The sequence below is a fragment of the Fictibacillus terranigra genome (genome assembly GCF_030412265.1).
Taxonomy (GTDB): Bacteria; Bacillota; Bacilli; order Bacillales; family Fictibacillaceae; genus Fictibacillus_C; species Fictibacillus_C terrinigri.
On sequence record NZ_JAUHLN010000003.1, the window covers coordinates 453,142 to 474,283 of the forward strand.

Consider the following 21,142-nt stretch of genomic DNA (forward strand, 5'->3'; position numbering starts at 1 on the left):
ATTCGTTAGGAATTAATGAATTCCTTCAATATTCGACAACATTTTTTTAAATTGTCCAGTGAAGCGTTCAAGATCTGATTCCTGAAACTTCGCTGGCCCTTTTGTACGATGACCGGCTCTTCTTTCTTTCCCGGAAATGTACCTTTCAAAAAGCATTTTTTCCATTTCTTCTTCCCGGTATATAAAGCCGCGGGGATGGAACGTAACCACACCTTTTGGAACCAGGATACTGGCGAGGCCAAAATCCTGTGTAACTGCAATATCCCCCTTCGTTGAATGATTCATGAGATACAAGTCGACTTCTTCACGATTCGCATCAACCAGAATCCATTCTACACCTGGTGAAGGAGCCGTGTAGTGGGCGTATGAAATGACAAAAAATGCCGATAAATTAAATTCCCGACAATGTTCGATAATCACGTTCTTAATCGGAACCGGGCATGCATCTCCGTCTATCCATACTTTTCGTTTAGAATTAGGCATAAAATAAATTTCTACATCCTCCATTAGAATCCTTCTACAAAATAAGCTTGTCGAAGAAAACCTTTTTTTGTTTTTCCTTCGTGCAGAAGAATGATATTTCATAGAAATCAGTCTTTCCCGTGCGTTGGAAAGAACATTCTTATCCTATTCTAGGTTCCATTGTTAACTTTTAATCACAATTTTATATTATAGCTAAAAATTTATAATAATGCCAGAAAAATAACTGCCGAAGAAAAAGCGTACAAAATCTTTGGATTTTGTACGCAGAATGCTTATCGGTAGTTCTTGCCTATATAAATGTTATAAATGAGATTGGCAGATTCCTCTACGGCTTTGTTAGAAACATCAACCACCCTGCAGCCGATTCGGTCTATCGTTTTATTAAAATAGTCGAGTTCCTGTCTGATGCGGTCGATATTGGCATAGTTCGCCTCCGAGTTCAGTCCTAAAGCCATCAGTCGTTCTCTGCGGATATCGTTTAATTTTTCAGGTGTAATACTTAATCCGAAACATTTTTTTGCAGACACTTTGAACAGTTCGTCAGGCGGTTCTACTTCTGGAACAAGAGGTACATTGGCGACCTTCAGCCGTTTGTGAGCCAGATACTGGGAAAGAGGCGTTTTTGATGTCCTCGATACTCCTACCAAGACAATATCCGCTTTCAATATGCCCCGCGGATCCCTTCCATCATCATACTTTACCGCAAACTCAATGGCCTCTACTTTTCGGAAGTAATCATCATCGAGCTGATGGACGATTCCCGGTTCATATCGGGGAACCTGCTGAAGAAGCTGCTGCATCTGATTCATCATTGGTCCGATGATATCTACTGCAACCACTCCGGATCCAAGTGCCTGCTGAAGGAGAAATTCCTTCATCTCAGGTATAACCAATGTAAACGCGATCAGCGCATGATGCTCTTTCGCTAACGCTACAACTTCTTTGATGGTTTCCTTATCTTCTACATAAGGAACTCGTTTTAGCTCAATGGCCGTTGAATTAAATTGGCTGGCCGCGGCTTTTACAACAAGCTCTGCAGTCTCACCAACAGAATCAGATACAACATAGATCATTGGGCGATTTATTTGGTCAGTCATCATTACCTCCTGATTGCGAAGATCATATAATCATTTCATCCCTGGCCAATTCAACAAAGGCCTTGGTAATATTCGTTTTCGTGATTCTTCCAACAACTTCATAACCTTCGTCGTTGGAAGCTTTTTTTACGACCGGCAGCCCATCGATCTGCTTTTGAATGAGAATTTGGGCTACATCCAATAAATGGTCTTCTTTAAAACAATATGTGATGTTCGGCATCCTGGTCATAATAATATTGATCGGAATGGCGTTCAGTTCCTGTTTTCCCATACTGGCTCGCAATAAGTCTTTTCTCGAGACGACGCCTACAAGATGAGAGTTTTTATTCACGATGAACAAAGTTCCCACGTCTTCGAGAAACATGGTACAGATGGCTTCATATACCGTCGCCGATTCAGCAACAACGACAGGGATTGAAGAGAATTCATGGACCTGTATCTTCTTGATCTTCTCAGTCAACAGCTGGGAACCTGTTTTCCCTGTGTAAAAATAGCCGACGCGCGGTCTGGCATCCAAATAACCGGCCATGGTCAAAATAGCAAGGTCAGGCCGCAGCGTTGCTCTCGTTAAATGCAAACGGTCTGCAATATGTTCTCCAGTTATAGGGCCATGGTCTTTTACGATTTGCAATATTGTTTCTTGCCTTTTATTCAGTTCGATTGTTCGCACCACCTTAGCAAACTTTAAATGTGTTATACTCTTTATTAAACATTATATACTAATTATGGGAGCAAACGAAGCTAAAAGGTATAAAAGCAGCATGATTATTCAAATTTATTCAATTGATCAATAAATTTTTTAGATTTGAAGTACAATCCCGAGTATTCATCGATATAGGTAGAAAGAACGAACCTGATCTCGTCCTTCGTCTGTTTTTTTAATGATATATTTCCAAGACGGTTTAGATCAAAATGATAAAACAAGCGGAGTAGCCTTGCTGTCGCTTGCGTAAGAGGAATGAGGTTTGGATCCATTTGATGGCATCTGTCACAGAGAAATCCGCCTTCCCGTATGGAAAAGGCAAATTCACCTTCCGCTCTGCCACAGTTCGCGCAATGGTTTACCTGGGGCCCAATGCCTGCTTGCTGCAGCATCTTCATTTCAAAAATAAACGTAATCACCTCTGGATCTGCACCGTCATTTATTAGATTAAAAGATTGCCAAAGATGTTCAAATAAATAGGGCTGCGGTGTTTTCTCTTCTGTTACCTTATCAAGAAATTCGACCATATAAGCACAATATGCGGTTTTGAATAAGTCTTCCTTAATGCCTCGGAACGACTCAATGATCTCCCCTTGACTGAGAGACCCCAGCCCCCTGCTTTGCTGAAAAACAAAATGTCCATATGTAAATAGCTGCGCAACAGAAGAGAGGCGACTTTTTGGTTTCTTCGCCCCTCTTGCCATAACACCGATTTTACCGTTTTCTCTCGTAAAAAGAGTAAGAATTACGTTAGTTTCGCCGTAGTCCACTTTTCTGATGACGATTCCTTCAACCTTTTGCAGCATGATTGCACCACCACCAGGTCATTTAATGAAGGCACCTTATTGGATGGGAGAGTCAAATTGTGCTTGCTGATCTTCTTGCTGCGCCCCACTGGTTGACATGTCGACCTCAAGTTCTTTAAACAACAAATAGGTATCAATACTGCCCGTTTCGCAAAATACCTTCCAGGTAAATTCTTTCATCGGAATGCTCCACCTTTCACGTTGTTTTTTAAAACTCCCTTGCCTCTAGGTTTGCCTTAAATATCGTTTTCATGTGAAGGAAAATATGGAAGATCAATATTCGTCTTCGTTAAATCCAAATTCTTTTAAGTTGCTCAGCTTGTTTCTCCAATCATTCTGAACCTTGACAAAAAGCTCCAAAAAAACTTTAGATCCCAGTAAATTTTCAATATCCGTCCGAGCCCGTTTACCAACCTCTTTCAGCATCGAACCCTGTTTCCCAATAATGATTCCTTTTTGGGATTTTCGTTCAACAATGATCGTGGCATTAATAAAAACCACATCACGGTCATCCCGGCGCTGCATTTGTTCGATTACGACAGCAATCGAATGAGGAATTTCTTCTCTCGTAAGATGCAGTACTTTTTCACGGATCAGTTCACTGACAATAAACCGTTCAGGATGATCGGTTACCTGGTCCTCGGGATAATATTGCGGCCCCTCCTCCAGGTAATCTGTGATCTGGTTCATGAGGGTATTGACGTTGTTGCCCTGAAGAGCCGAAATCGGGATGACTTCCTGTACCTCCACCTTGTCCCTGTAAAAGTCAATCAGAGGCAGAAGCTGGTCAGGATGAATGGTATCGATTTTGTTAATGACAAGGAAGATCGGCTGTTTGATGTCCTTCAGTCTATCGATAATAAACTGATCTCCTCTTCCATATCCTTCTTCAGCATTGATGACAAATAGGATTAAATCTACTTCCCTTAATGTCTGCTGAGCGATTTTAGTCATAAAATCGCCAAGGCGATGCTTTGGTTTATGGATACCCGGAGTGTCGATAAAAATAACCTGTGCTTGATCCGTTGTATACACTCCTTGGATCTTATTTCTAGTTGTCTGCGGCTTGTCACTCATAATCGCGATCTTTTGGCCGATGATATGATTCAATAATGTTGATTTTCCAACGTTCGGCCTTCCGATAATCGAAACAAAGCCTGATTTGTAACCTGTTTTATTCATTTAAATCCCCCGGTGAAAACGCCCCTGGGAGCAATTCCTCCACAGTCGTCTCCTTAATGTCTCCTTTTAAATTGGTCAAATAAACTTTCATGCCAGGCGGGCAAAATTCTGAGATCACTTGTCTGCACGCTCCGCAAGGCGGTACGGGCCGGTCGGTCTCTGCGACGACTGCTAGTGCGGCAAACGCTTTGTCTCCTTCTGATACCGCTTTGAACAGCGCAGTCCGTTCTGCGCAGTTTGTTACACTGTAAGCTGCATTTTCAATATTTGCACCCCGGTACACTTTCCCATCTTTTGTTAAAAGTGCAGCGCCTACCTTAAATTTTGAATATGGCACATAAGCAAATTCTCTTGCTGAAACCGCTTCCTTAATCAAATTTTCTTTTTCCATTTCGAGTTCCACCTTTCAGTAGCAGCCCGGTTCTTGTTTTAGCGGCTGACATCTATGAGAAATAGTGTAAGGCAGGTTTAAAAAATAGGAGTAATCCGATTATAACAGCAATTACCGAAAAAACCAAAACCGCACCTGCCGCCATATCTTTGGCTTGTTTCGCCAATGGATGAAAATCGTCCGTGACCAGGTCCACAACACGTTCCAAGGCTGTATTCATGATTTCCAGACAGATCACTGCGCCAATGACAAGCAGCAAAATAGCAAACCTCTCGGCTGAAAAATGAAGGGCGTAGGCGGCCAGTAGAACGAAACAGCCCACACCAAGATGAATTTTGATGTTTTGTTCACCGGAAACCGCAGCTTTGATTCCCTCCCAGGCATATCCAAAACTTCTAACAAACCTGCGGGCTGATGGCCCCATCTTATCGGGTCAGCCCGTACTCGTTTAAAATTTGATCTTGACGGCCGAACATTTTCTTTTCATCTTGCTCGTTCATATGATCATAGCCTAAGAGATGAAGAAATCCATGTACGGTCAGGAAACCAAGCTCTCTCATGAAAGAATGGCCATACTCTTCCGCCTGGCCTTTGGCAATTTCTACAGAGATGATGATGTCGCCAAGTGTTCTCGGCAAGTCTGCACCGGTAATCTCCATTTCTCCCTCTCCCATTTCTTCCATCGCAAAAGAGATGACATCCGTAGGTGTATCTTTGTCCCGATATTGTTTATTGATCTCGTGAATCCGTTCATTGGTTACAAAGGTAACAGAGAGCTCTGTTTCATCAGGGATACCTTCCATAACGGCTGCATGGTTTAAAAGGTTTGTTAATTCTTCCGTTTGCTCCGGAGTTATTCGTTCTGTTTCGTCTGTAAAATCAATGTGTAAGCTCATTATTAGTCCACCTTCTTTTTGATTTGCTGCTCAGGATATTCAATCCTCGAATGAAATATCCCGTTTAGTGTTTCACTGAGTGTTTTCGCAACCGTATTTAATTCTTTAAACGTAAGATCACATTCATCGAACTGCCCATCCTCCAGGCGTTCTGTGATAATTTTTCGGATGATCGCTTCAATTTTAACCGGTGTCGGTTTGGATAGCGAGCGGACAGCCGCTTCTACACCGTCTGCAATTCCTACTACCGCCGCTTCTCGGGACTGTGCTTTTGGCCCAGGATACCTGAAATCTGATTCCTGAATCTCGGAGTTGCTCATCTCTGTTGCCTTGTGATAAAAATATTGCAGCAAGGATGTTCCGTGATGCTGTTCAGCGATATCAATAATTTCTCCCGGCAGCTTATATTCTTTCAACATTTCCGCCCCATCATACGGATGGGCAATAATGATCGTCTTGCTCAATTGCGGTGTCAGTTTATCATGCGGATTTTCCATGTTCATCTGGTTTTCGATGAAGAAATGCGGCCGTTTCGTTTTACCCAGATCATGATAGTAAGATCCCACTCTGGCAAGAAGGCCGTTTGCTCCTATCGATTCACAGCCGGCTTCTGACAGGTTAGCCACCATAACGGAATGATGATAGGTACCAGGAGCTTCGATCAGAAGTTTTCTCAACAGCGGATGATTAGGGTTTGAAAGTTCGATCAGCCTTGTTGTGGATAAGATGCCGAACCAGGATTCGAATACCGGCATCAGCCCTAGAGTCAAAACAGATGCGAGGCAGCCTGATAAAAAGCCGAATCCAATCTCCACTCCGATTTGAACCGGGGAGTACTTCCCGTTCTGAAGCAAAAGAATGATCAATATTGATAAAATATTTACGAAGGAAACCAATACTCCAGACTTTAAAATTCTTGTTTTGAGATGCCGTTTTCCTAAATAAATGATGCCTGCGATGCACCCGAGCAATACATAGATGCCTAAAGGAAAATTAAACGTACCTGTTGATCCTTCATTAAAGATCAGGGTGGCACAAACGGCAAATAACACACTGGACAGGATGGCTGTAAACTCATTAAGAAGCATTTTTATCATCATAGCCCCTGCAGCGATCGGTACCACAAAGAAGATACCAGTAACCTCGAGTTTATCAATAAAGCTTGTCAGTTTCATTACGATCAGGGAAAAAGTGACCAGGATGACATACAGCATTATCTGTTTTTTTTGCAGAGGAACCGTAGCTTTTAGAGATTCCCTTATAAAATAATACAAGCCCATGACTAAAATCAGAACAAAAAGCAGAAGGCCCAAATACGGATAAATGGCAATTTCCTTATCAAGAAGTCCTACCAGCTTAAGCTGCCTGAATTTCTCCGGTGTAACGACGTCCCCCTCTCGGACGATGATCTCTCCTTCTTTAATTTCAACCGGCTCTGCTTCATCAATAGCCTTTTGCTTTGCCAATTTGGTCTTGTCCACGTCCAGAAGATAATTGGAGATAATATTGCTTCTCGTCAGTTCAACAACCGCATTTTTTAACGCGCCCGAAAAATTCGAATTCTGCTGAATCTTATCTTCTGCACGATCACGGAAAAACTCAATCTGATCAACCCTGATCCTATTTTTAAGCGTGTCATTGATCACTGAACTTGCAAGATCTCTCCCTGTTCTAAGTTCAGTCGGTGAAGCATTGAACAAGGCAGTATAGGCTTCAGGTGAAATCTGATCGTTTCCGACCATCCCCTTGATCTGATCGATTTTCTGCTCCAATGTGAGCGGTTCTTTATCTTTTTTATTGTCCTTCTCCGCCTCATTGATCTTCTCGATCGCCTTAAATATCTCATTGGACTTCTCTGCCTGTTTCAGCGGACTGTCTTCGTCATAGGAATAAATATTCTCCACTTTATCAGCGGCATCGTTTTGCTTTTTCAGTGTTTCTTCTTTCATTTCAATCGTGATGGGTGATTGGATATCACGCGGGGAAATGGAGTACGGCCCGACATCTACCGTATCGGGAGTTACATTGCTGAGCAGGCTTGCGTAGATGATAAGAGCGAGTAAACCAAACATAAAGAAATTCCATTTATTTTGCAGACTCTTTTTAATGCGAAAATGTTTTTTTATCTTATTCGTCAACTTGAACATCCCCCGCCTGTCTCACCTTTTTGTTATCTTCATATTAACAAAAACTGGACATAGAATGTATATTTAATAAAAAAAGAAAAAACGTTCAGGTTTTTCATGAACCCGAACGTTTTTTCTACTTCTCCGTCTTTTCGTATGCTGATATAATTCTTTGCACAAGCGGGTGTCTTACTACATCCAGCTGTTTTAAGAATATGAATTGTATACCTGGAACACCATTGAGTGTCCGCTCGGCGATCTTCAGCCCTGATTCCTTTCCTTTCGGCAGATCAATTTGTGTCAGATCCCCTGTAATCACCATTTTCGAACCAAAACCAAGGCGTGTTAAAAACATTTTCATTTGTTCCGGAGATGTATTCTGTGCTTCATCCAAAATAACGAAACATTCATCAAGAGTCCGGCCTCTCATGTAGGCAAGCGGGGCAATTTCAATCGTGCCCCTTTCGAGAAGCCGCTCTGTATGCTCCATTCCCAATAGATCGTGAAGTGCATCGTACAAGGGGCGTAAATATGGATCGACCTTTTCCTTTAAGTCACCAGGCAGGAATCCGAGGCTCTCACCTGCTTCAACCGCCGGCCTTGTCAGTACGATTTTTTTTATTTTCCCTTCTTTTAAAGCAGTGACAGCCATCACGACAGCCAGATATGTTTTTCCTGTTCCCGCTGGACCAATGCCAAAAACAAGGTCTCCTCTTTTCATTGCAGTTACATAATGGCGCTGACCGAGTGTCTTCACCCTGATTGGTTTACCTTTAACGTTGGTTGTAATCTCCTGTTGATATAATTCGGTGATTTCCTCAAGCATGCCCCTTTCAGCAAGCTGAACCGCGTAAACGATGTCTCTTTCTGAAATGTGAATCCCTTTTCGGATAAGGTTCAAGAGTACCATTAAGACATCCTCCACTTTTTGGACGGTGTCGGATGTTCCAGTAACAGAAATATCTTCGCCTCTTGTTACAATCGTAACCTCCAGCTTATCCTCAATAATGTTCAGAAAGGCATCATTTGGTCCAAAAAGCGCTTGGGCTTCCCCTTGAGTTTCTAGTTGTAATCGCTGTAATTTAATGGGTTCTGACAAACTACTCAGTCTCCTTGTTGGATAAGTATAGGTTGTTCAGATGCAATATTTTCAATTACCTGGTAGTGCATCGATAAATTTACTTTACCATTAGATACGGACTGGTGCAAAATTTTTTCTTCTCTAATTTTGGCATCATGGGCGAGCAGTTTTCTCACTTCTTTTCTTGCCATAGCCTTGCCTGCGTCCATCGCTTCCGCTTTCGTATACACTCTTTTTACACCATCTGTTTCCCTGATTTCTTTTTTAATATAGGACATCGGGAGCGTCCACTTCCAGAACTTCAGCGGGGTTTCATTTTCACTGACTTCTTTTGATTTATATTCCCCGTCTTTCCATCCCCAAATCGGAATCCTCAGACCAAATAAATTAAGCTTATGCTGTATGATCGAACTTCCTGTATAAGTCTGAAATTTTGTTTCCAGCGGGATCGTCACATTCGTCGTATACCAGGTTTCCCCCCATACTACACCTTTTGCGGGTACAAGCTTAGTTTTGCCTTCTTTTCCGATATATCCTGAGACCAATAAGCTTCCCTTATAAACAAATTGATGCGGAGCAACTACAGGTTGTCCTTTTTCTACGAACATGTCATAGATTACCGCATCTTTCTTTGCGACTAAATGTCTTGGAGAAAGAGCTTTTTTACGCTCCGGGATCTCTTTTTCCACTACCTGAAAGTTATAGGTTGTCCCATTCAGGCTTACTCCGATCCATGTCACATTATCCATAGCGTTGGTCAGCTGCTGTTGAAGCTGCCTGACGTTCGGCAGAAGGAAAATAAATTTCCCTTTTTTTATGCCCAGTTCCTTAGCCGCATTCAGCAGCTGGTATTCTGTTTTAGGATTTGCTCCTGTCACTTTAATATTCCAAACCATGTTGGATAATAAAAACAGGATGACCAAAAACCCTGCAAGACCTAATATAAGTCCGTTCCTTCTCCACATTCTGGCAGCCCAGAACGGGAGTCCGTTTTTTTCTAAAAAACGAATTTTACAGCCTGTTTGTTTTAAGAGAGGCCGGAACCCCTTTATATTCTTCGTATAAAGACAAGCTGAAACGGCATTCTCATTTGTTCGTTTAATATTCCAAATCGAGATATTTTGTGCGAGGCATGCGTTAATCAATTCTGCTATGCCTTCTCCGCGTATTTCAACTTTTACATAACTGTTAATCGGCTCCAGCCAGTCCTTTTTCATAACAGCCTCCTGTCCACAGTTTTACGTGGCTTTGTCATAGTAGACACCTTCTATACTGCCTTCAAGCAGAATTTCTTCCGGCAAAATAGTTTTTATTACAAACTCCTGGCCCTTGATCACAAGATTTCCTTGCTTTAGTCGGAGTTTTAGCTCCTCTTTTGAAAAAGCAATGACACCCCGGTGATTCTCTATATAAATATGTAACTGGCCAATCATCGTAATACGGGGCAGATCCATCATGGCATCCGCAGGGAGATCCAATTTTTCCACAAGCCATTTTGTTACCTGCTGTCTCCACTTTGCCATCCGCAACACCCCTCTCATCTCATTTTTATGAAGATGTGGGATAAACTATCACACCTAAATAAAAAAAGACGGCCCAATCTGGCCGTCTTTTCATAACCGGTTATTTTTTTCGTATATGCAAAGGATTGTAGGCCCGTGGTTTTCCGAGAATCTCGGACCAAACGATTCCTTGTACAATGTTCTCTTTATTCATCTTCATTGTTATAATCTCATCGCTTCTGTCTTTATAACGGTTGCTCTTTAAAGGCTCTATCGGAAATGCTTCTTGCGCTCTCTTTCTGGCTTGCTGGTAGGCTGCTTTCGGCAACTGAGACGCTTTCCCTTTTGATTCTTCCGCATCAGGCTGGGAAATCGAACTTGCATTTCCTTGCTTCTTGACCGTTCGTTTGGGATGGGCTGAAAATTTCCGCTCCAGCCTTTTCTTCATTAACCCGAACAAGCCGGCTCCAATAAAAATCAAGAAAGGAATCAAATCTACGAGAGCATCCAAGATATGTTCCATGATTATTTTCCTTTTTTCCCTGGAAGTTCATCGTCACCATTCGGATCGGCAGATTTTCCTATGGATTCACGCATCGAAGTATCAGCCATTACATTGGTTAGGTTCGCATAATCAAGTACACCGAGTTTTCCGGATCGGAGCGCTTCTGCCATGGCTAAAGGAACTTCTGCCTCCGCTTCTACTACTTTCGCACGCATCTCCTGGACTTTTGCGATCATTTCCTGTTCGTTCGCAACGGCCATAGCCCTTCTCTCTTCGGCCTTCGCCTGCGCGATATTCTTATCTGCGAGGGCCTGGTCCGTCTGCAGGGCTGCGCCGATATTTTTTCCGATATCAATATCTGCAATATCTATGGACAAAATTTCAAAGGCCGTGCCTGAATCTAAGCCTTTAGAAAGAACCGTTTGTGAAATGGTATCAGGGTTCTCCAGCACTTTCTTATGATTCTCGCTAGAACCAATCGTAGATACGATACCCTCACCAACCCTTGCGATTACCGTTTCTTCTCCGGCACCACCGACGAGCCGTTCGATATTGGCTCTCACTGTGATTCTCGCCTTTGCTTTCACTTCAATACCATTGAGCGCTACACCGGCAATAAAAGGTGTTTCGATGACCTTTGGATTAACACTCATCTGTACGGCTTCCAGCACGTCTCTCCCTGCCAAATCAATAGCAGCAGAACGTTCGAAGCTGAGCTCAATATCCGCACGGTGTGCGGCAATTAACGCGTTGACCACACGGTCTACATTACCACCTGCGAGATAATGGCTTTCAAGCTGGTTGGTCGTTAGATTAAGCCCGGCTTTCTGAGCCTTGATCAGTGGATTAATGACTCTTGAAGGGATAACCCTTCTTAACCTCATGCCAACCAATGTAAAGATTCCGACCCTGACACCTGCAGCCAGCGCCGAGATCCATAAAGCGACTGGAACAAAGGTAAATAACACGGCCAGTATGATTACTATGATACCAATCAGAATTAGCGTTGCAATTGGGCCTGTAAACATTTACATTCCTCCTTCATGATAGTCTTTCATTTCTCTTACTACAATTCTTGATCCCTGAACCTTTACGATTCTAACCGGCTTCCCTTTTTGAATGAAAGACCCTTCTGTCACAACATCCAAATATTCACCATCAAGCTCTGCGGTTCCCGAAGGCCTTAGTGGAGTGATGGATTCCGCAATACGGCCAGTTAGATCCTGACGCTGTTTACTGGAAATATAGCCTTTCTCTGTACTCGTACTGTCAAACAAGACCAGTTTTCTCAGAGGCCCCTTGTATCCAAAGAACTTAAGGAATAGAAATGCACCAAGGATTGTCACCAGGAGCGCGATTCCCATCGAGGTTACAATGGAGGTTATGGATCCTGCTGCCATCACCAGGCTCGCAATCACTGCCGCCAGCCCCAGTATTCCTACAATTCCCCCGGGGACAAACACTTCGAGCAGCAGCAGAATGATGCCTAAAATAAACAAGGCAATGGATTCCCACCCCGCCAGCCCTGCCAGAAGGTGTCCAAAAAAATAGAGAAACATTGAAGAGATTCCTATGATTCCAGCAATTCCGAAACCTGCTGTGAACAGCTCAATGACCATTCCGAGAAAACCAACGGAAAGCAAGATCGGGACTACGACCGGATTTGTTACAAACCGGGCTACTTTTTCGGCCAGACTTTGCTTTTCCTTTGTTACAGAAGCATCTTCCAGTTTTAAATAAGAAAGGAGCTCGGAACGGTTATTTACAATCCTTTCGGCATAGCCGACTTTAACTGCCTGATTAGCAGTCATCGTTAATAATTCTCCTCTTTTTAGCCCGAGTTCTCTTATTTCCATATCATCATCAGCCATCGCCCGGGCATACTTTGGATCTCGGTTATTTAGCTCTGCAGCGGCTTCCATTTCTGCAATCCATGCTGATTTTGCTTTCTTCCCGGCTGTATTTCCCCTAGAGTCGATCACTGCTGCTGAACCGATCGCAGTAGAGGGTTTCATTACAATTTCATCGGCATTCAATGCTATATACGCTCCTGCCGAAAAGGCTTCCTTCACTATGTAGGCGGTCGTAGGTATTTTCGTATCTCTTATTATTTCTGCGATTTTACTAGCAGAATCCACTCTTCCACCAGGCGTGTTGATTTCAAAGATAATGTGGTCTGCCCCTGCATTTTCAGCATCTTTAATACTGCGTTTTAAGAACGCTTCAAGCCCTCTCTCGATCTCTTGCTGAACAGGGATGACATACACCTTTTGGCCGCTTCCTTCACCGCTTGCAGGTTGAACTGAAGCCATCAGAGGTATGATGATGATTGCAAGAAAAAAAATAAATCGACCAAATCTCAATTTCGTCCCCCCTTTTGTACCCTCTATAATCAATACGCGGTCACGAGCGAAAAGTTTCAAATATTGGAAAAAGATCTCACATTTATTTAACTTGATGAGTTATTGGGGTCTGCATCTGCTCAATCTTATTGAACGAAATGCAAAAAGACGCCCTCGAGGTTGCAACCTCTCAGACGTCTGTTCGAGTTTAAGATAAATTTTGTTGGACAAGGCGATTGACGAGAGCACCATCGGCTTTGCCTTTAACTTTAGGCATTACCGCTCCCATCACTTTCCCCATATCTGCTTTAGATACGGCTCCAACTTGTTCAATTGCTGCCAGGACGATGTCTTTAACTTCTTGTTCAGTTAACTGCTCCGGCATGTATTCCGTAATGATGACAATTTCGTCTTTTAACGCATCCGCTAAGTCATTACGGCCGGCTTTTTCAAATTCTTGGAGGGAGTCTTTTCTTTGTTTCATTTCACGTGCAAGAACAGTGAGCTCTTCTTCTTCATTCAGGTCGTGCCCGAGCTTGATTGATTCGTTTTGAAGAGAAGCCTTCAACATACGAATCACAGAAAGCTTTTGCTTGTTTTTGTCCTTCATCGCTTGTTTCATATCCTGGTTTAATGGATCAAGAAGACTCATAACTTACACCTCTCTTAGAACTTGCGCTTTCTTGCTGCCTCAGCCTTCTTCTTACGTTTCACGCTTGGCTTTTCATAATGCTTGCGCTTTTTAACTTCTGCCAAAGTTCCATCTTTGGAAACGGATCTTTTAAAACGACGAAGAGCATCATCAATGGATTCGTTCTTACGAACACGAGTTTCTGCCATTTTCTTTCCCTCCCTCCAGACCATTCCAGCATTAAAATCATGTCAGGAATGCGTCACATATCTTTTGCCATTATAATATACCATTCCATAATGGTCAATAAGAAACCGCTTTGTTTTAATAATCAGAATTGGAATCTTCGCCTTTTACGATGGCAATCCCTGCACTTGCGCCAATTCTTGATGCACCTGCTTCAACCATGGCTAAAGTGGTCTCCCGGTCGCGTACTCCGCCTGAAGCTTTGACACCGATATTTGGGCCGACGGTCTTGCGCATCAAAGCGATATCTTCAACTGTGGCGCCTGCTGTAGAGAAGCCTGTGGATGTCTTCACAAAATTGATTCCGGCTTTAACCGCAATCTCACACGCTTTTATTTTTTCTTCATCAGTAAGCAAGGATGTTTCAATGATGGCTTTTGTCAAAGCTTTACCTTTGGCAGCCTCAACAACTGCACGGACATCGCGTTCTACAAGGTCGTAGTCCTGTCCTTTTAAAGCTCCAATGTTTATGACCATATCCACTTCGGTAGCACCGTTTTCAATCGCGTTTCGCGTCTCAAACGCCTTTACTTCCGGAGTGCTTGCCCCAAGAGGAAATCCGATTACTGTACATACCGCAACATCTGATCCTTTTAGCTGTTCAAAGGCAGTATACACCCATGTTGGATTCACGCATACAGAGAAAAAGTTATATTCTTTTGCTTCGGAACAAAGTTTCAAAATATCTTCCTTCGTGGTCTCCGGTTTTAATGCGGTGTGGTCAATTAATCTTGCTAGATCCATAACAGACATCATCAATCATCCCTTCAGACAATAGTACATTCTTTAATATCTTACCAAAACTTGACTATAAAATCGAGTTTTCAATAGACAAAAGAAAGTCCGGTTGGACCGGACTGAATATGTTTGCAATTATAGGTTTACGATCTGTTTTGAAGCCTGATCATCCAGCACTTTAACAAACTGCCCGTCACTGTATGGGTAGCCTGCTTTCTGAAGTTTCACCAGCACCTGTTTTCCAATCATTCCCTCATTCGCCGGAAATCTGACTTTCAAATAGTTTGGAGTATAGCCGACGTACAAGCCTGTACCTGCTTCTTCCTTATACTCTTCTTCTGGGATGACTTCAACAACTTCCCCTTCGTAATCGGAAGCATATTCTTTTGCCAGCTGGTTTGAAAGCTCAATCAGTCGGTGGACTCGTTCGTTCTTAGTATCTTCAGGAACTTGGTCATCCATTCGTGCCGCAGGAGTACCTGTCCTTTTGGAATACGGAAAAACATGAAGTTCAGAGAATTTATGGTCTCGAATGAAATTGTATGTTTCCATAAATTCTTCTTCCGTTTCGCCAGGGAATCCAACGATAACATCTGATGTAATCGCTAATCCAGGCAAAGCTTTTTTCAGTTTTGTGATCCGCTCGGCAAACAGTTCCATCGTGTATTTTCTTCGCATTCTTTGCAGAACCGTATTGGAACCTGACTGAAGAGGAATATGGAGGTGAGGAACGATTTTATCGGAGCGGTCCATCACTTCAATCACCTCATCTGTAATTTGGCTTGCTTCAATGGAGGAGATACGAAGCCGCTTGAGCCCGTCCACCTTTTCATCCAATTCAGAGAGAAGCATGGCAAAATTATAATCTTTTAAGTCTTCTCCATAACCAGCCGTATGAATGCCCGTCAGTACGATTTCTTTATAGCCGGCATTCACCAGCTGCTGTGCCTGATGGATAACTTCTTTCGAATCTCGGGACCGAAGAAGCCCCCTTGCCCATGGAATAATACAGAACGTACAGAAGTTATTGCATCCTTCCTGAATCTTGAGTGACGCACGCGTTCGGTCTGTAAAGGAAGGAACATCCAGTTCCTCATAAACGCGCGCTTTCATAATATTGCTTACCCCATTGATCGGAAGGCGCTCTTCTTTATATTGCTCAATATAGTCAAGCATCTTAGATCTGTCCTGTGTGCCGACAACAATGTCAACGCCAGGAATCGCCATGATTTCAGCAGGTGAAGTCTGGGCATAGCATCCCGTAACGCAAATGACCGCATCGGGATTTTTTCGGATGGCACGTCGGATGACCTGCCGGCTTTTTTTATCGCCTGTATTGGTTACAGTACATGTATTGATTACATAAACGTCAGCTGTTTGTTCAAAGTCTCTGCGCTCATAGCCGTTACCTTGGAACAGCTGCCAGATCGCCTCAGTTTCGTAATGGTTTACTTTACAGCCTAATGTATGAAAAGCCACTGACGGCATTTCAATCACCTCATTAATTCAAAATGATAAGAAATTGCGGATAGGATATAAGAGCTGGCCGTTTCCGTACGAAGTATTCTGGGTCCCAGGCCGCAGGATATAAAGCCCGCTTCAATTAACTCATCAACTTCCTGCTGGCTCAAACCGCCTTCAGGTCCGATGGCACACAAGACAGATACTCCCGGAGCCATCTCGTTTAAAAGCTTAGCAAGACGCTGGGTCTCTCCTATTTTCGCATCTTCCTCATAGGCCACGATTTTATAGTCAAAATCTGCGGCTTTTTTTAATAGGGACTTAAAAGAAACAGGTGGTAAAACGTACGGTATACGGCTTCGATGAGATTGCTCTGCTGCTTCTTTTGCGATCTTCTCGAGCCGCTGTTTTTTTTTCTGACCCTTCTTTTCATCCCATTTAACAATACACCTCGAAGATGAAAAAGGCAAAAAAGCTTGCGCCCCTAATTCCGTGCCTTTTTGCACAATAGCTTCAAGCTTGTCCCCTTTTGGAATTCCCTGGGCAATGGTCACCCGGATCGGACTCTCTTTGCTTTCCTCAATCGGTTCGATGATGCTGGTGTAGATGGAATCACGTTCTATTTGTTTTATTTCGCAAAGTGCGACTCTGCCTTGATTATCAGAACAGATCACACGGTCGCCGACTTCCATTCTCATAACCTTAGCAATATGGTTGGCATCATCACCCGTAATCGTCACGGATAAATCAGTCATATCTGCAGGGGAGACAAAGTATCTCTGCATGGCTCAGACCTCTTTTGATAATGGATCATCATTTCGTGCAATGATGGCTACCCAGTCTTCCATTTCCAATATTTCAACGATTGAGAAGCCGTTTCTTTTCAATTCATCCTTCACATCATTCTTTTTCCCTTGTATGATGCCGGATGTAATGAATAATCCGCCTTTTTTAAGTACCCTTGCGGCATCTGGGACAAATCGCAAAATGATTTCTGCGAGCAGATTTCCTGCGATCAGATCAACAGGTCCTTCAATCCCGTTCAGAAGATTATTTTGATTTACAGTAACAGAACCGGCCACTTTATTTAATTTTACATTAAGCCGGGCACTCGCCACTGCTACCTCATCCAGATCATATGCCTGTACATGTTTCGCTCCCAAGTGGGCCGCAGCGATACTCAAAACCCCAGAGCCTGTTCCAACATCGATCATTTCATCGTCTTTTTGCAGATATTTTTCAATCGCCTGCAAACACATGACCGTCGTAGGATGGGTTCCGGTGCCAAACGCCATTCCGGGGTCAAGTTCAATGATCACTTCATCAGAACTAACGGGCTTATAGTCTTCCCAAGTTGGTGTGATGGTAATTTTTTCAGAGATCTTAACCGGCTTGTAGTATTTCTTCCAAGCTGTTGCCCATTCCTCTTCATTTACTTCACTGATCGTAACCTTATTATGTCCCAGGTCGATATCATAGGTCATTAGATTATTGATCGCTTCTTTAATTTCATCGACGGTCTCTCCGAGAAAGCTAGTAACGGGCAAGTAAGCCTTAACGATGACACCCTCTTCAGGATAATCATTAGGATCGAGTTGATAGATTTCCCCAAAAACGGAGGACCTCTCTTTAATTAAATCTTCCGGATCTTCAATCACTACTCCGCTTGCACCTGCTTCATGTAGAATGTTTGAGATGGGTTCAACCGCTTCCTGGGTAGTGTGAATACTAATTTCTGACCATTTCAATTCTATCAACTCCATTCCTATGATCCTTTACTCGTGATCCTTTACTCGCCTTTGAAGGCTCTTTTCACTTTATCAAAAAATGATTCTTCATGCTCATCAGGCACATCCCCGCCAATTTCTGCGAAATCGCGGAGCAATTGCTTCTGCTTTTCGGATAATTTCGTAGGAGTCAATACTTTCACCTGGATATGCTGGTCACCCTGGCCTCTTCCCCTGACGTTTTGGACCCCTTTGCCTCTTATGCGGAAATGAGTTCCTGTTTGAGTACCTGCTGGAATCTTCAATTTAATGCGTCCGTGCAGCGTCGGCACTTCAATTTCGTCACCTAAAGCAGCTTGGGCGAACGTAATCGGCATTTCGCAGAAAATATCGTCTCCGTCTCTTTCGAAAAATTCATGGGGAAGTACTCTGAATACAACATACAGATCTCCGGCCGGACCTCCATTAACGCCCGGTTCACCATGTCCTGCCAATCTGATCTGCTGGCCGTTGTCAACTCCTGCAGGAATTTTAACTTTAACCTTCTTTGTAGTCGTTACTTTCCCTTTACCGTGGCACGTTCCGCACTTTTCTTTAATGAGTTTTCCCGTACCGCTGCAGTATTGGCAAACCCGTTTATTAACGATTCTGCCAAAAGGTGTGTTCTGCTCAACATTAAGCTGGCCGGATCCCTTACAATGGGTACAGGTCTCTGGTTTTGTGCCTGGCTTCGCTCCAGAACCATGACAGGTGCCGCATGTTTCTTCCTTAGGGATTTCAATTTCTGTTTCCTTGCCGAAAACCGCTTCTTCAAATTTCAGATTCATATTGTATTGTAAATCAGATCCCTGACGGGGTGCATTTGGATTTCTTCTGCCACCGCCGCCTCCAAAGAACATATCAAAGATATCTCCGAAACCGCCAAAGTCAGCACCAGCGCCACCGAATCCGCCGAACCCCTGATTTGGATCCGCATGTCCGAATTGGTCGTACTGCGCTTTTTTCTGAGGATCCTTCAATGTATCGTATGCTTCACGGACCTCTTTAAATTTATCAGCTGCATCTGCTTCCTTATTAACATCCGGATGGTATTGCTTTGTCAGTTTCCGGTAAGCTTTTTTTATTTCATCGCTGGATGCATTTTTGTCCAGTCCGAGTACTTCATAGTAATCTCGTTTACTCATAGAAATCCCACTCCCGAATCTTCACATAAAAATTATCTTACCATTGTTCCAATTCTTTTTTCAAGAAAGATCTTTAAATATGTGAAAAGATATTTAATCGACAAAACGGAAAAAAGTCAAAGCCAAGATGCTCGCCTGACTTTGACTTTTTCATCACTGATCACCAGCTATTATTTCTTTTCGTCGTCATTCATTTCTTCATACTCAGCATCGACAACGTTGTCATCGGCTTTTTTCTCGCCTGGCTCCTGGCCTTGAGCGGCTTGCTGTGCCTGTGCAGCTTGCTCATAAAGTTTAACAGAAAGCTGCTGAACGATCTCGTTCAATGCGTCTTTTGCTGTTTTTATGGCTTCAATATCTTGGCCTTCAAGAGCTTTTTTAAGATCTTCTTTCGCGTCATTTGCTTTTGTTACTTCAGCTTCTTCCACTTTTCCTTCAAGATCTTTCAGCGTCTTGTCGGTAGCGAAGATCAACTGATCTGCTTCGTTGCGGAGATCGATCTCTTCACGTTTCTTCTTATCCGCTTCAGCGTTCTCTTCTGCATCCTTCACCATTTTTTCGATTTCTTCATCTGAAAGTCCTGAAGAAGATTTAATAGTGATCGATTGTTCTTTATTCGTTCCAAGATCTTTCGCACGAACATTTACGATTCCGTTCGCATCGATATCAAAGGATACTTCGATCTGTGGAACTCCGCGTGGAGCCGGAGGAATATCCGTTAGCTGGAAGCGGCCGAGTGTTTTATTGTGAGCAGCCATTTCACGTTCACCTTGAAGGACGTGAATATCAACTGATGGCTGATTATCCGCTGCGGTTGAGAACACCTGGGATTTTGTAGTAGGAATCGCCGTATTACGGTCGATCAGCTTCGTAAATACACCGCCAAGTGTTTCAATTCCTAAGGAAAGCGGAGTTACGTCAACAAGGACTACATCTTTAACGTCTCCTGTAATGACACCGCCCTGAATCGCAGCACCAAGTGCAACCACTTCATCAGGGTTAACTCCTTTAAACGGATCTTTTCCAGTAAACTTCTTGATCGCTTCCTGTACAGCAGGAATACGTGTAGAACCACCAACCAAGATGACTTTATCGATATCGCTTGGAGAGAAGCCAGCATCGTTTAGGGCTTGTCGCGTTGGACCCATCGTGCGTTCAACCAAATCAGAAGAGAGCTCTTCAAATTTCGCACGGCTCATGGAAACCTCTAAATGTTTAGGTCCGGTTGCATCCGCTGTAATAAACGGAAGTGAGATTTGAGTTTGAGTGACACCGGAAAGTTCTTTTTTTGCTTTTTCAGCAGCATCTTTTAAACGCTGAAGCGCCATTTTATCTTGAGAAAGATCGATCCCGTTCTCTTTTTTGAACTGATCAACAAGATAGTCGATGATCACTTGGTCAAAATCGTCTCCGCCCAGTTCATTATCACCAGATGTTGCGATTACATCGAAGTTCCCATCGCCGATTTCAAGGATGGATACGTCAAATGTACCGCCGCCAAGGTCAAATACCAGGATTTTTTGATCGTTATCTTCTTCCAAACCATAAGCAAGCGCTGCTGCTGTAGGTTCGTTGATGATACGTTCTACTTGAAGACCTGCAATTTGCCCTGCATCTTTTGTCGCCTGACGCTGTGCATCATTAAAATAAGCAGGAACAGTAATAACCGCACGCTCAACTTTTTCTCCAAGGTAGCTTTCAGCATCATTTTTTAACTTTTGAAGGATGATGGCAGAGATTTCTTGAGGAGTATACTCTTTTCCTTCTGCATCCACTTTATGGTTTGTTCCCATGTGGCGCTTGATGGAGATGATTGTATTTGGGTTAGTGACAGCCTGGCGCTTTGCAACTTCCCCTACAGAACGCTCGCCATCTTTAAAAGCGACAACTGAAGGAGTTGTCCGGTTGCCTTCAGGATTAGGGATAACCGTAGCTTCTCCGCCTTCCATGACGGCAACACAAGAGTTTGTTGTACCTAAGTCAATTCCAATAATTTTGCTCATGTTACATACCCTCCACTTTTATATGTAATATTAAAGAA

Annotated in this window: 24 protein-coding genes; all 24 read right to left on the reverse strand. The window is 43.2% G+C overall.

The genetic code is table 11. The features are described from left to right. Positions 1-12: 12 nt before the first annotated feature. The 24 genes from QYF49_RS17610 to dnaK all read right to left on the reverse strand — a co-directional run bounded on the left by QYF49_RS17610 (position 13) and on the right by dnaK (position 21,104). Entirely contained in the window at positions 13-507 is a 495-nt protein-coding gene (locus tag QYF49_RS17610) for a YaiI/YqxD family protein (protein WP_290400899.1), read from the reverse strand. A gap of 248 nt (positions 508-755) precedes the next feature. Continuing rightward, the gene (locus tag QYF49_RS17615; protein ID WP_290400973.1) at positions 756-1,580 is read right to left on the reverse strand and encodes a pyruvate, water dikinase regulatory protein; all 825 of its coding nucleotides are present in this window, start codon (positions 1,578-1,580) and stop codon (positions 756-758) included. Positions 1,581-1,602: 22 nt separating this feature from the next. After that, positions 1,603-2,253 (reverse strand): transcriptional regulator CcpN, encoded by a 651-nt coding sequence (gene ccpN / locus QYF49_RS17620; protein WP_290400900.1) that lies wholly within the window; start codon positions 2,251-2,253, stop codon positions 1,603-1,605. 92 nt (positions 2,254-2,345) lie between these two features. Then, positions 2,346-3,089 carry a DNA repair protein RecO gene (gene recO / locus QYF49_RS17625; protein WP_290400901.1) on the reverse strand — a complete coding sequence of 248 codons (744 nt, stop codon included), beginning with the start codon at positions 3,087-3,089 and terminating at the stop codon, positions 2,346-2,348. A gap of 36 nt (positions 3,090-3,125) precedes the next feature. Beyond that, positions 3,126-3,269: a YqzL family protein gene (locus tag QYF49_RS17630; protein WP_290400902.1), complete on the reverse strand. Its 144-nt coding sequence runs from the start codon at positions 3,267-3,269 to the stop codon at positions 3,126-3,128. A gap of 93 nt (positions 3,270-3,362) precedes the next feature. Next, a complete protein-coding gene (era, locus tag QYF49_RS17635) occupies positions 3,363-4,271 on the reverse strand; it encodes a GTPase Era (protein WP_290400903.1) in 909 nt (302 codons plus the stop codon). Further along, complete coding sequence (locus tag QYF49_RS17640; RefSeq protein WP_290400904.1) at positions 4,264-4,662, reverse strand: cytidine deaminase; 399 nt, start codon at positions 4,660-4,662, stop codon at positions 4,264-4,266. Before QYF49_RS17640 ends, era begins: the two co-directional genes overlap by 8 nt. Positions 4,663-4,714: 52 nt before the next feature. Further along, positions 4,715-5,086 (reverse strand): diacylglycerol kinase family protein, encoded by a 372-nt coding sequence (locus QYF49_RS17645; protein ID WP_290400905.1) that lies wholly within the window; start codon positions 5,084-5,086, stop codon positions 4,715-4,717. Position 5,087: 1 nt separating this feature from the next. Beyond that, positions 5,088-5,558 carry an rRNA maturation RNase YbeY gene (ybeY, locus tag QYF49_RS17650; RefSeq protein WP_290400906.1) on the reverse strand — a complete coding sequence of 157 codons (471 nt, stop codon included), beginning with the start codon at positions 5,556-5,558 and terminating at the stop codon, positions 5,088-5,090. Positions 5,559-5,560: 2 nt separating this feature from the next. Continuing rightward, positions 5,561-7,696 (reverse strand): HD family phosphohydrolase, encoded by a 2,136-nt coding sequence (locus QYF49_RS17655; RefSeq protein ID WP_290400907.1) that lies wholly within the window; start codon positions 7,694-7,696, stop codon positions 5,561-5,563. 124 nt (positions 7,697-7,820) lie between these two features. Next, positions 7,821-8,783, reverse strand: coding sequence for a PhoH family protein (locus tag QYF49_RS17660; RefSeq protein ID WP_290400908.1), 963 nt, complete (start codon positions 8,781-8,783; stop codon positions 7,821-7,823). A gap of 5 nt (positions 8,784-8,788) precedes the next feature. Then, on the reverse strand, positions 8,789-9,982 hold the full coding sequence (gene yqfD / locus QYF49_RS17665) for a sporulation protein YqfD (RefSeq protein ID WP_290400909.1): 1,194 nt from the start codon (positions 9,980-9,982) through the stop codon (positions 8,789-8,791). Between the two features lie 21 nt (positions 9,983-10,003). Beyond that, positions 10,004-10,288: a sporulation protein YqfC gene (gene yqfC / locus QYF49_RS17670; protein WP_290400910.1), complete on the reverse strand. Its 285-nt coding sequence runs from the start codon at positions 10,286-10,288 to the stop codon at positions 10,004-10,006. 100 nt (positions 10,289-10,388) lie between these two features. Continuing rightward, positions 10,389-10,790: a hypothetical protein gene (locus QYF49_RS17675; RefSeq protein WP_290400911.1), complete on the reverse strand. Its 402-nt coding sequence runs from the start codon at positions 10,788-10,790 to the stop codon at positions 10,389-10,391. 2 nt (positions 10,791-10,792) lie between these two features. After that, positions 10,793-11,800 (reverse strand): flotillin-like protein FloA, encoded by a 1,008-nt coding sequence (gene floA, locus QYF49_RS17680; protein ID WP_290400912.1) that lies wholly within the window; start codon positions 11,798-11,800, stop codon positions 10,793-10,795. Further along, entirely contained in the window at positions 11,801-13,135 is a 1,335-nt protein-coding gene (locus tag QYF49_RS17685) for an NfeD family protein (RefSeq protein ID WP_290400913.1), read from the reverse strand. 187 nt (positions 13,136-13,322) lie between these two features. Continuing rightward, the gene (locus QYF49_RS17690; protein WP_290400914.1) at positions 13,323-13,766 is read right to left on the reverse strand and encodes a GatB/YqeY domain-containing protein; all 444 of its coding nucleotides are present in this window, start codon (positions 13,764-13,766) and stop codon (positions 13,323-13,325) included. 14 nt (positions 13,767-13,780) lie between these two features. Further along, positions 13,781-13,954 carry a 30S ribosomal protein S21 gene (gene rpsU, locus QYF49_RS17695; protein ID WP_007202240.1) on the reverse strand — a complete coding sequence of 58 codons (174 nt, stop codon included), beginning with the start codon at positions 13,952-13,954 and terminating at the stop codon, positions 13,781-13,783. 115 nt (positions 13,955-14,069) lie between these two features. Further along, a complete protein-coding gene (gene deoC / locus QYF49_RS17700; RefSeq protein WP_290400974.1) occupies positions 14,070-14,735 on the reverse strand; it encodes a deoxyribose-phosphate aldolase in 666 nt (221 codons plus the stop codon). A 129-nt stretch (positions 14,736-14,864) separates the two neighbouring features. Continuing rightward, positions 14,865-16,217 (reverse strand): tRNA (N(6)-L-threonylcarbamoyladenosine(37)-C(2))-methylthiotransferase MtaB, encoded by a 1,353-nt coding sequence (mtaB, locus tag QYF49_RS17705; RefSeq protein ID WP_290400915.1) that lies wholly within the window; start codon positions 16,215-16,217, stop codon positions 14,865-14,867. Positions 16,218-16,222: 5 nt separating this feature from the next. After that, positions 16,223-16,975, reverse strand: a complete 753-nt coding sequence (locus tag QYF49_RS17710; RefSeq protein ID WP_290400916.1) for a 16S rRNA (uracil(1498)-N(3))-methyltransferase — start codon at positions 16,973-16,975, stop codon at positions 16,223-16,225. Between the two features lie 3 nt (positions 16,976-16,978). Next, positions 16,979-17,938, reverse strand: coding sequence for a 50S ribosomal protein L11 methyltransferase (gene prmA / locus QYF49_RS17715; RefSeq protein WP_290400917.1), 960 nt, complete (start codon positions 17,936-17,938; stop codon positions 16,979-16,981). Positions 17,939-17,979: 41 nt separating this feature from the next. Then, entirely contained in the window at positions 17,980-19,101 is a 1,122-nt protein-coding gene (gene dnaJ, locus QYF49_RS17720; RefSeq protein ID WP_290400918.1) for a molecular chaperone DnaJ, read from the reverse strand. A gap of 170 nt (positions 19,102-19,271) precedes the next feature. Further along, positions 19,272-21,104, reverse strand: a complete 1,833-nt coding sequence (gene dnaK, locus QYF49_RS17725; RefSeq protein ID WP_290400919.1) for a molecular chaperone DnaK — start codon at positions 21,102-21,104, stop codon at positions 19,272-19,274. Positions 21,105-21,142 lie beyond the last annotated feature (38 nt).

Bases quoted from the DNA above. Each gene is read 5' to 3' on its own strand.
- QYF49_RS17610 (WP_290400899.1), bottom strand. From the start codon at position 507: ATGGAGGATGTAGAAATTTATTTTATGCCTAATTCTAAACGAAAAGTA.
- QYF49_RS17615 (WP_290400973.1), bottom strand. From the start codon at position 1,580: ATGACTGACCAAATAAATCGCCCAATGATCTATGTTGTATCTGATTCT.
- recO (WP_290400901.1), bottom strand. From the start codon at position 3,089: ATGCTGCAAAAGGTTGAAGGAATCGTCATCAGAAAAGTGGACTACGGC.
- QYF49_RS17630 (WP_290400902.1), bottom strand. From the start codon at position 3,269: ATGAAAGAATTTACCTGGAAGGTATTTTGCGAAACGGGCAGTATTGAT.
- era (WP_290400903.1), bottom strand. From the start codon at position 4,271: ATGAATAAAACAGGTTACAAATCAGGCTTTGTTTCGATTATCGGAAGG.
- QYF49_RS17640 (WP_290400904.1), bottom strand. From the start codon at position 4,662: ATGGAAAAAGAAAATTTGATTAAGGAAGCGGTTTCAGCAAGAGAATTT.
- QYF49_RS17645 (WP_290400905.1), bottom strand. From the start codon at position 5,086: ATGGGGCCATCAGCCCGCAGGTTTGTTAGAAGTTTTGGATATGCCTGG.
- ybeY (WP_290400906.1), bottom strand. From the start codon at position 5,558: ATGAGCTTACACATTGATTTTACAGACGAAACAGAACGAATAACTCCG.
- yqfD (WP_290400909.1), bottom strand. From the start codon at position 9,982: ATGAAAAAGGACTGGCTGGAGCCGATTAACAGTTATGTAAAAGTTGAA.
- yqfC (WP_290400910.1), bottom strand. From the start codon at position 10,288: ATGGCAAAGTGGAGACAGCAGGTAACAAAATGGCTTGTGGAAAAATTG.
- QYF49_RS17675 (WP_290400911.1), bottom strand. From the start codon at position 10,790: ATGGAACATATCTTGGATGCTCTCGTAGATTTGATTCCTTTCTTGATT.
- floA (WP_290400912.1), bottom strand. From the start codon at position 11,800: ATGTTTACAGGCCCAATTGCAACGCTAATTCTGATTGGTATCATAGTA.
- QYF49_RS17690 (WP_290400914.1), bottom strand. From the start codon at position 13,766: ATGAGTCTTCTTGATCCATTAAACCAGGATATGAAACAAGCGATGAAG.
- rpsU (WP_007202240.1), bottom strand. From the start codon at position 13,954: ATGGCAGAAACTCGTGTTCGTAAGAACGAATCCATTGATGATGCTCTT.
- deoC (WP_290400974.1), bottom strand. From the start codon at position 14,735: ATGGATCTAGCAAGATTAATTGACCACACCGCATTAAAACCGGAGACC.
- mtaB (WP_290400915.1), bottom strand. From the start codon at position 16,217: ATGCCGTCAGTGGCTTTTCATACATTAGGCTGTAAAGTAAACCATTAC.
- QYF49_RS17710 (WP_290400916.1), bottom strand. From the start codon at position 16,975: ATGCAGAGATACTTTGTCTCCCCTGCAGATATGACTGATTTATCCGTG.
- dnaJ (WP_290400918.1), bottom strand. From the start codon at position 19,101: ATGAGTAAACGAGATTACTATGAAGTACTCGGACTGGACAAAAATGCA.
- dnaK (WP_290400919.1), bottom strand. From the start codon at position 21,104: ATGAGCAAAATTATTGGAATTGACTTAGGTACAACAAACTCTTGTGTT.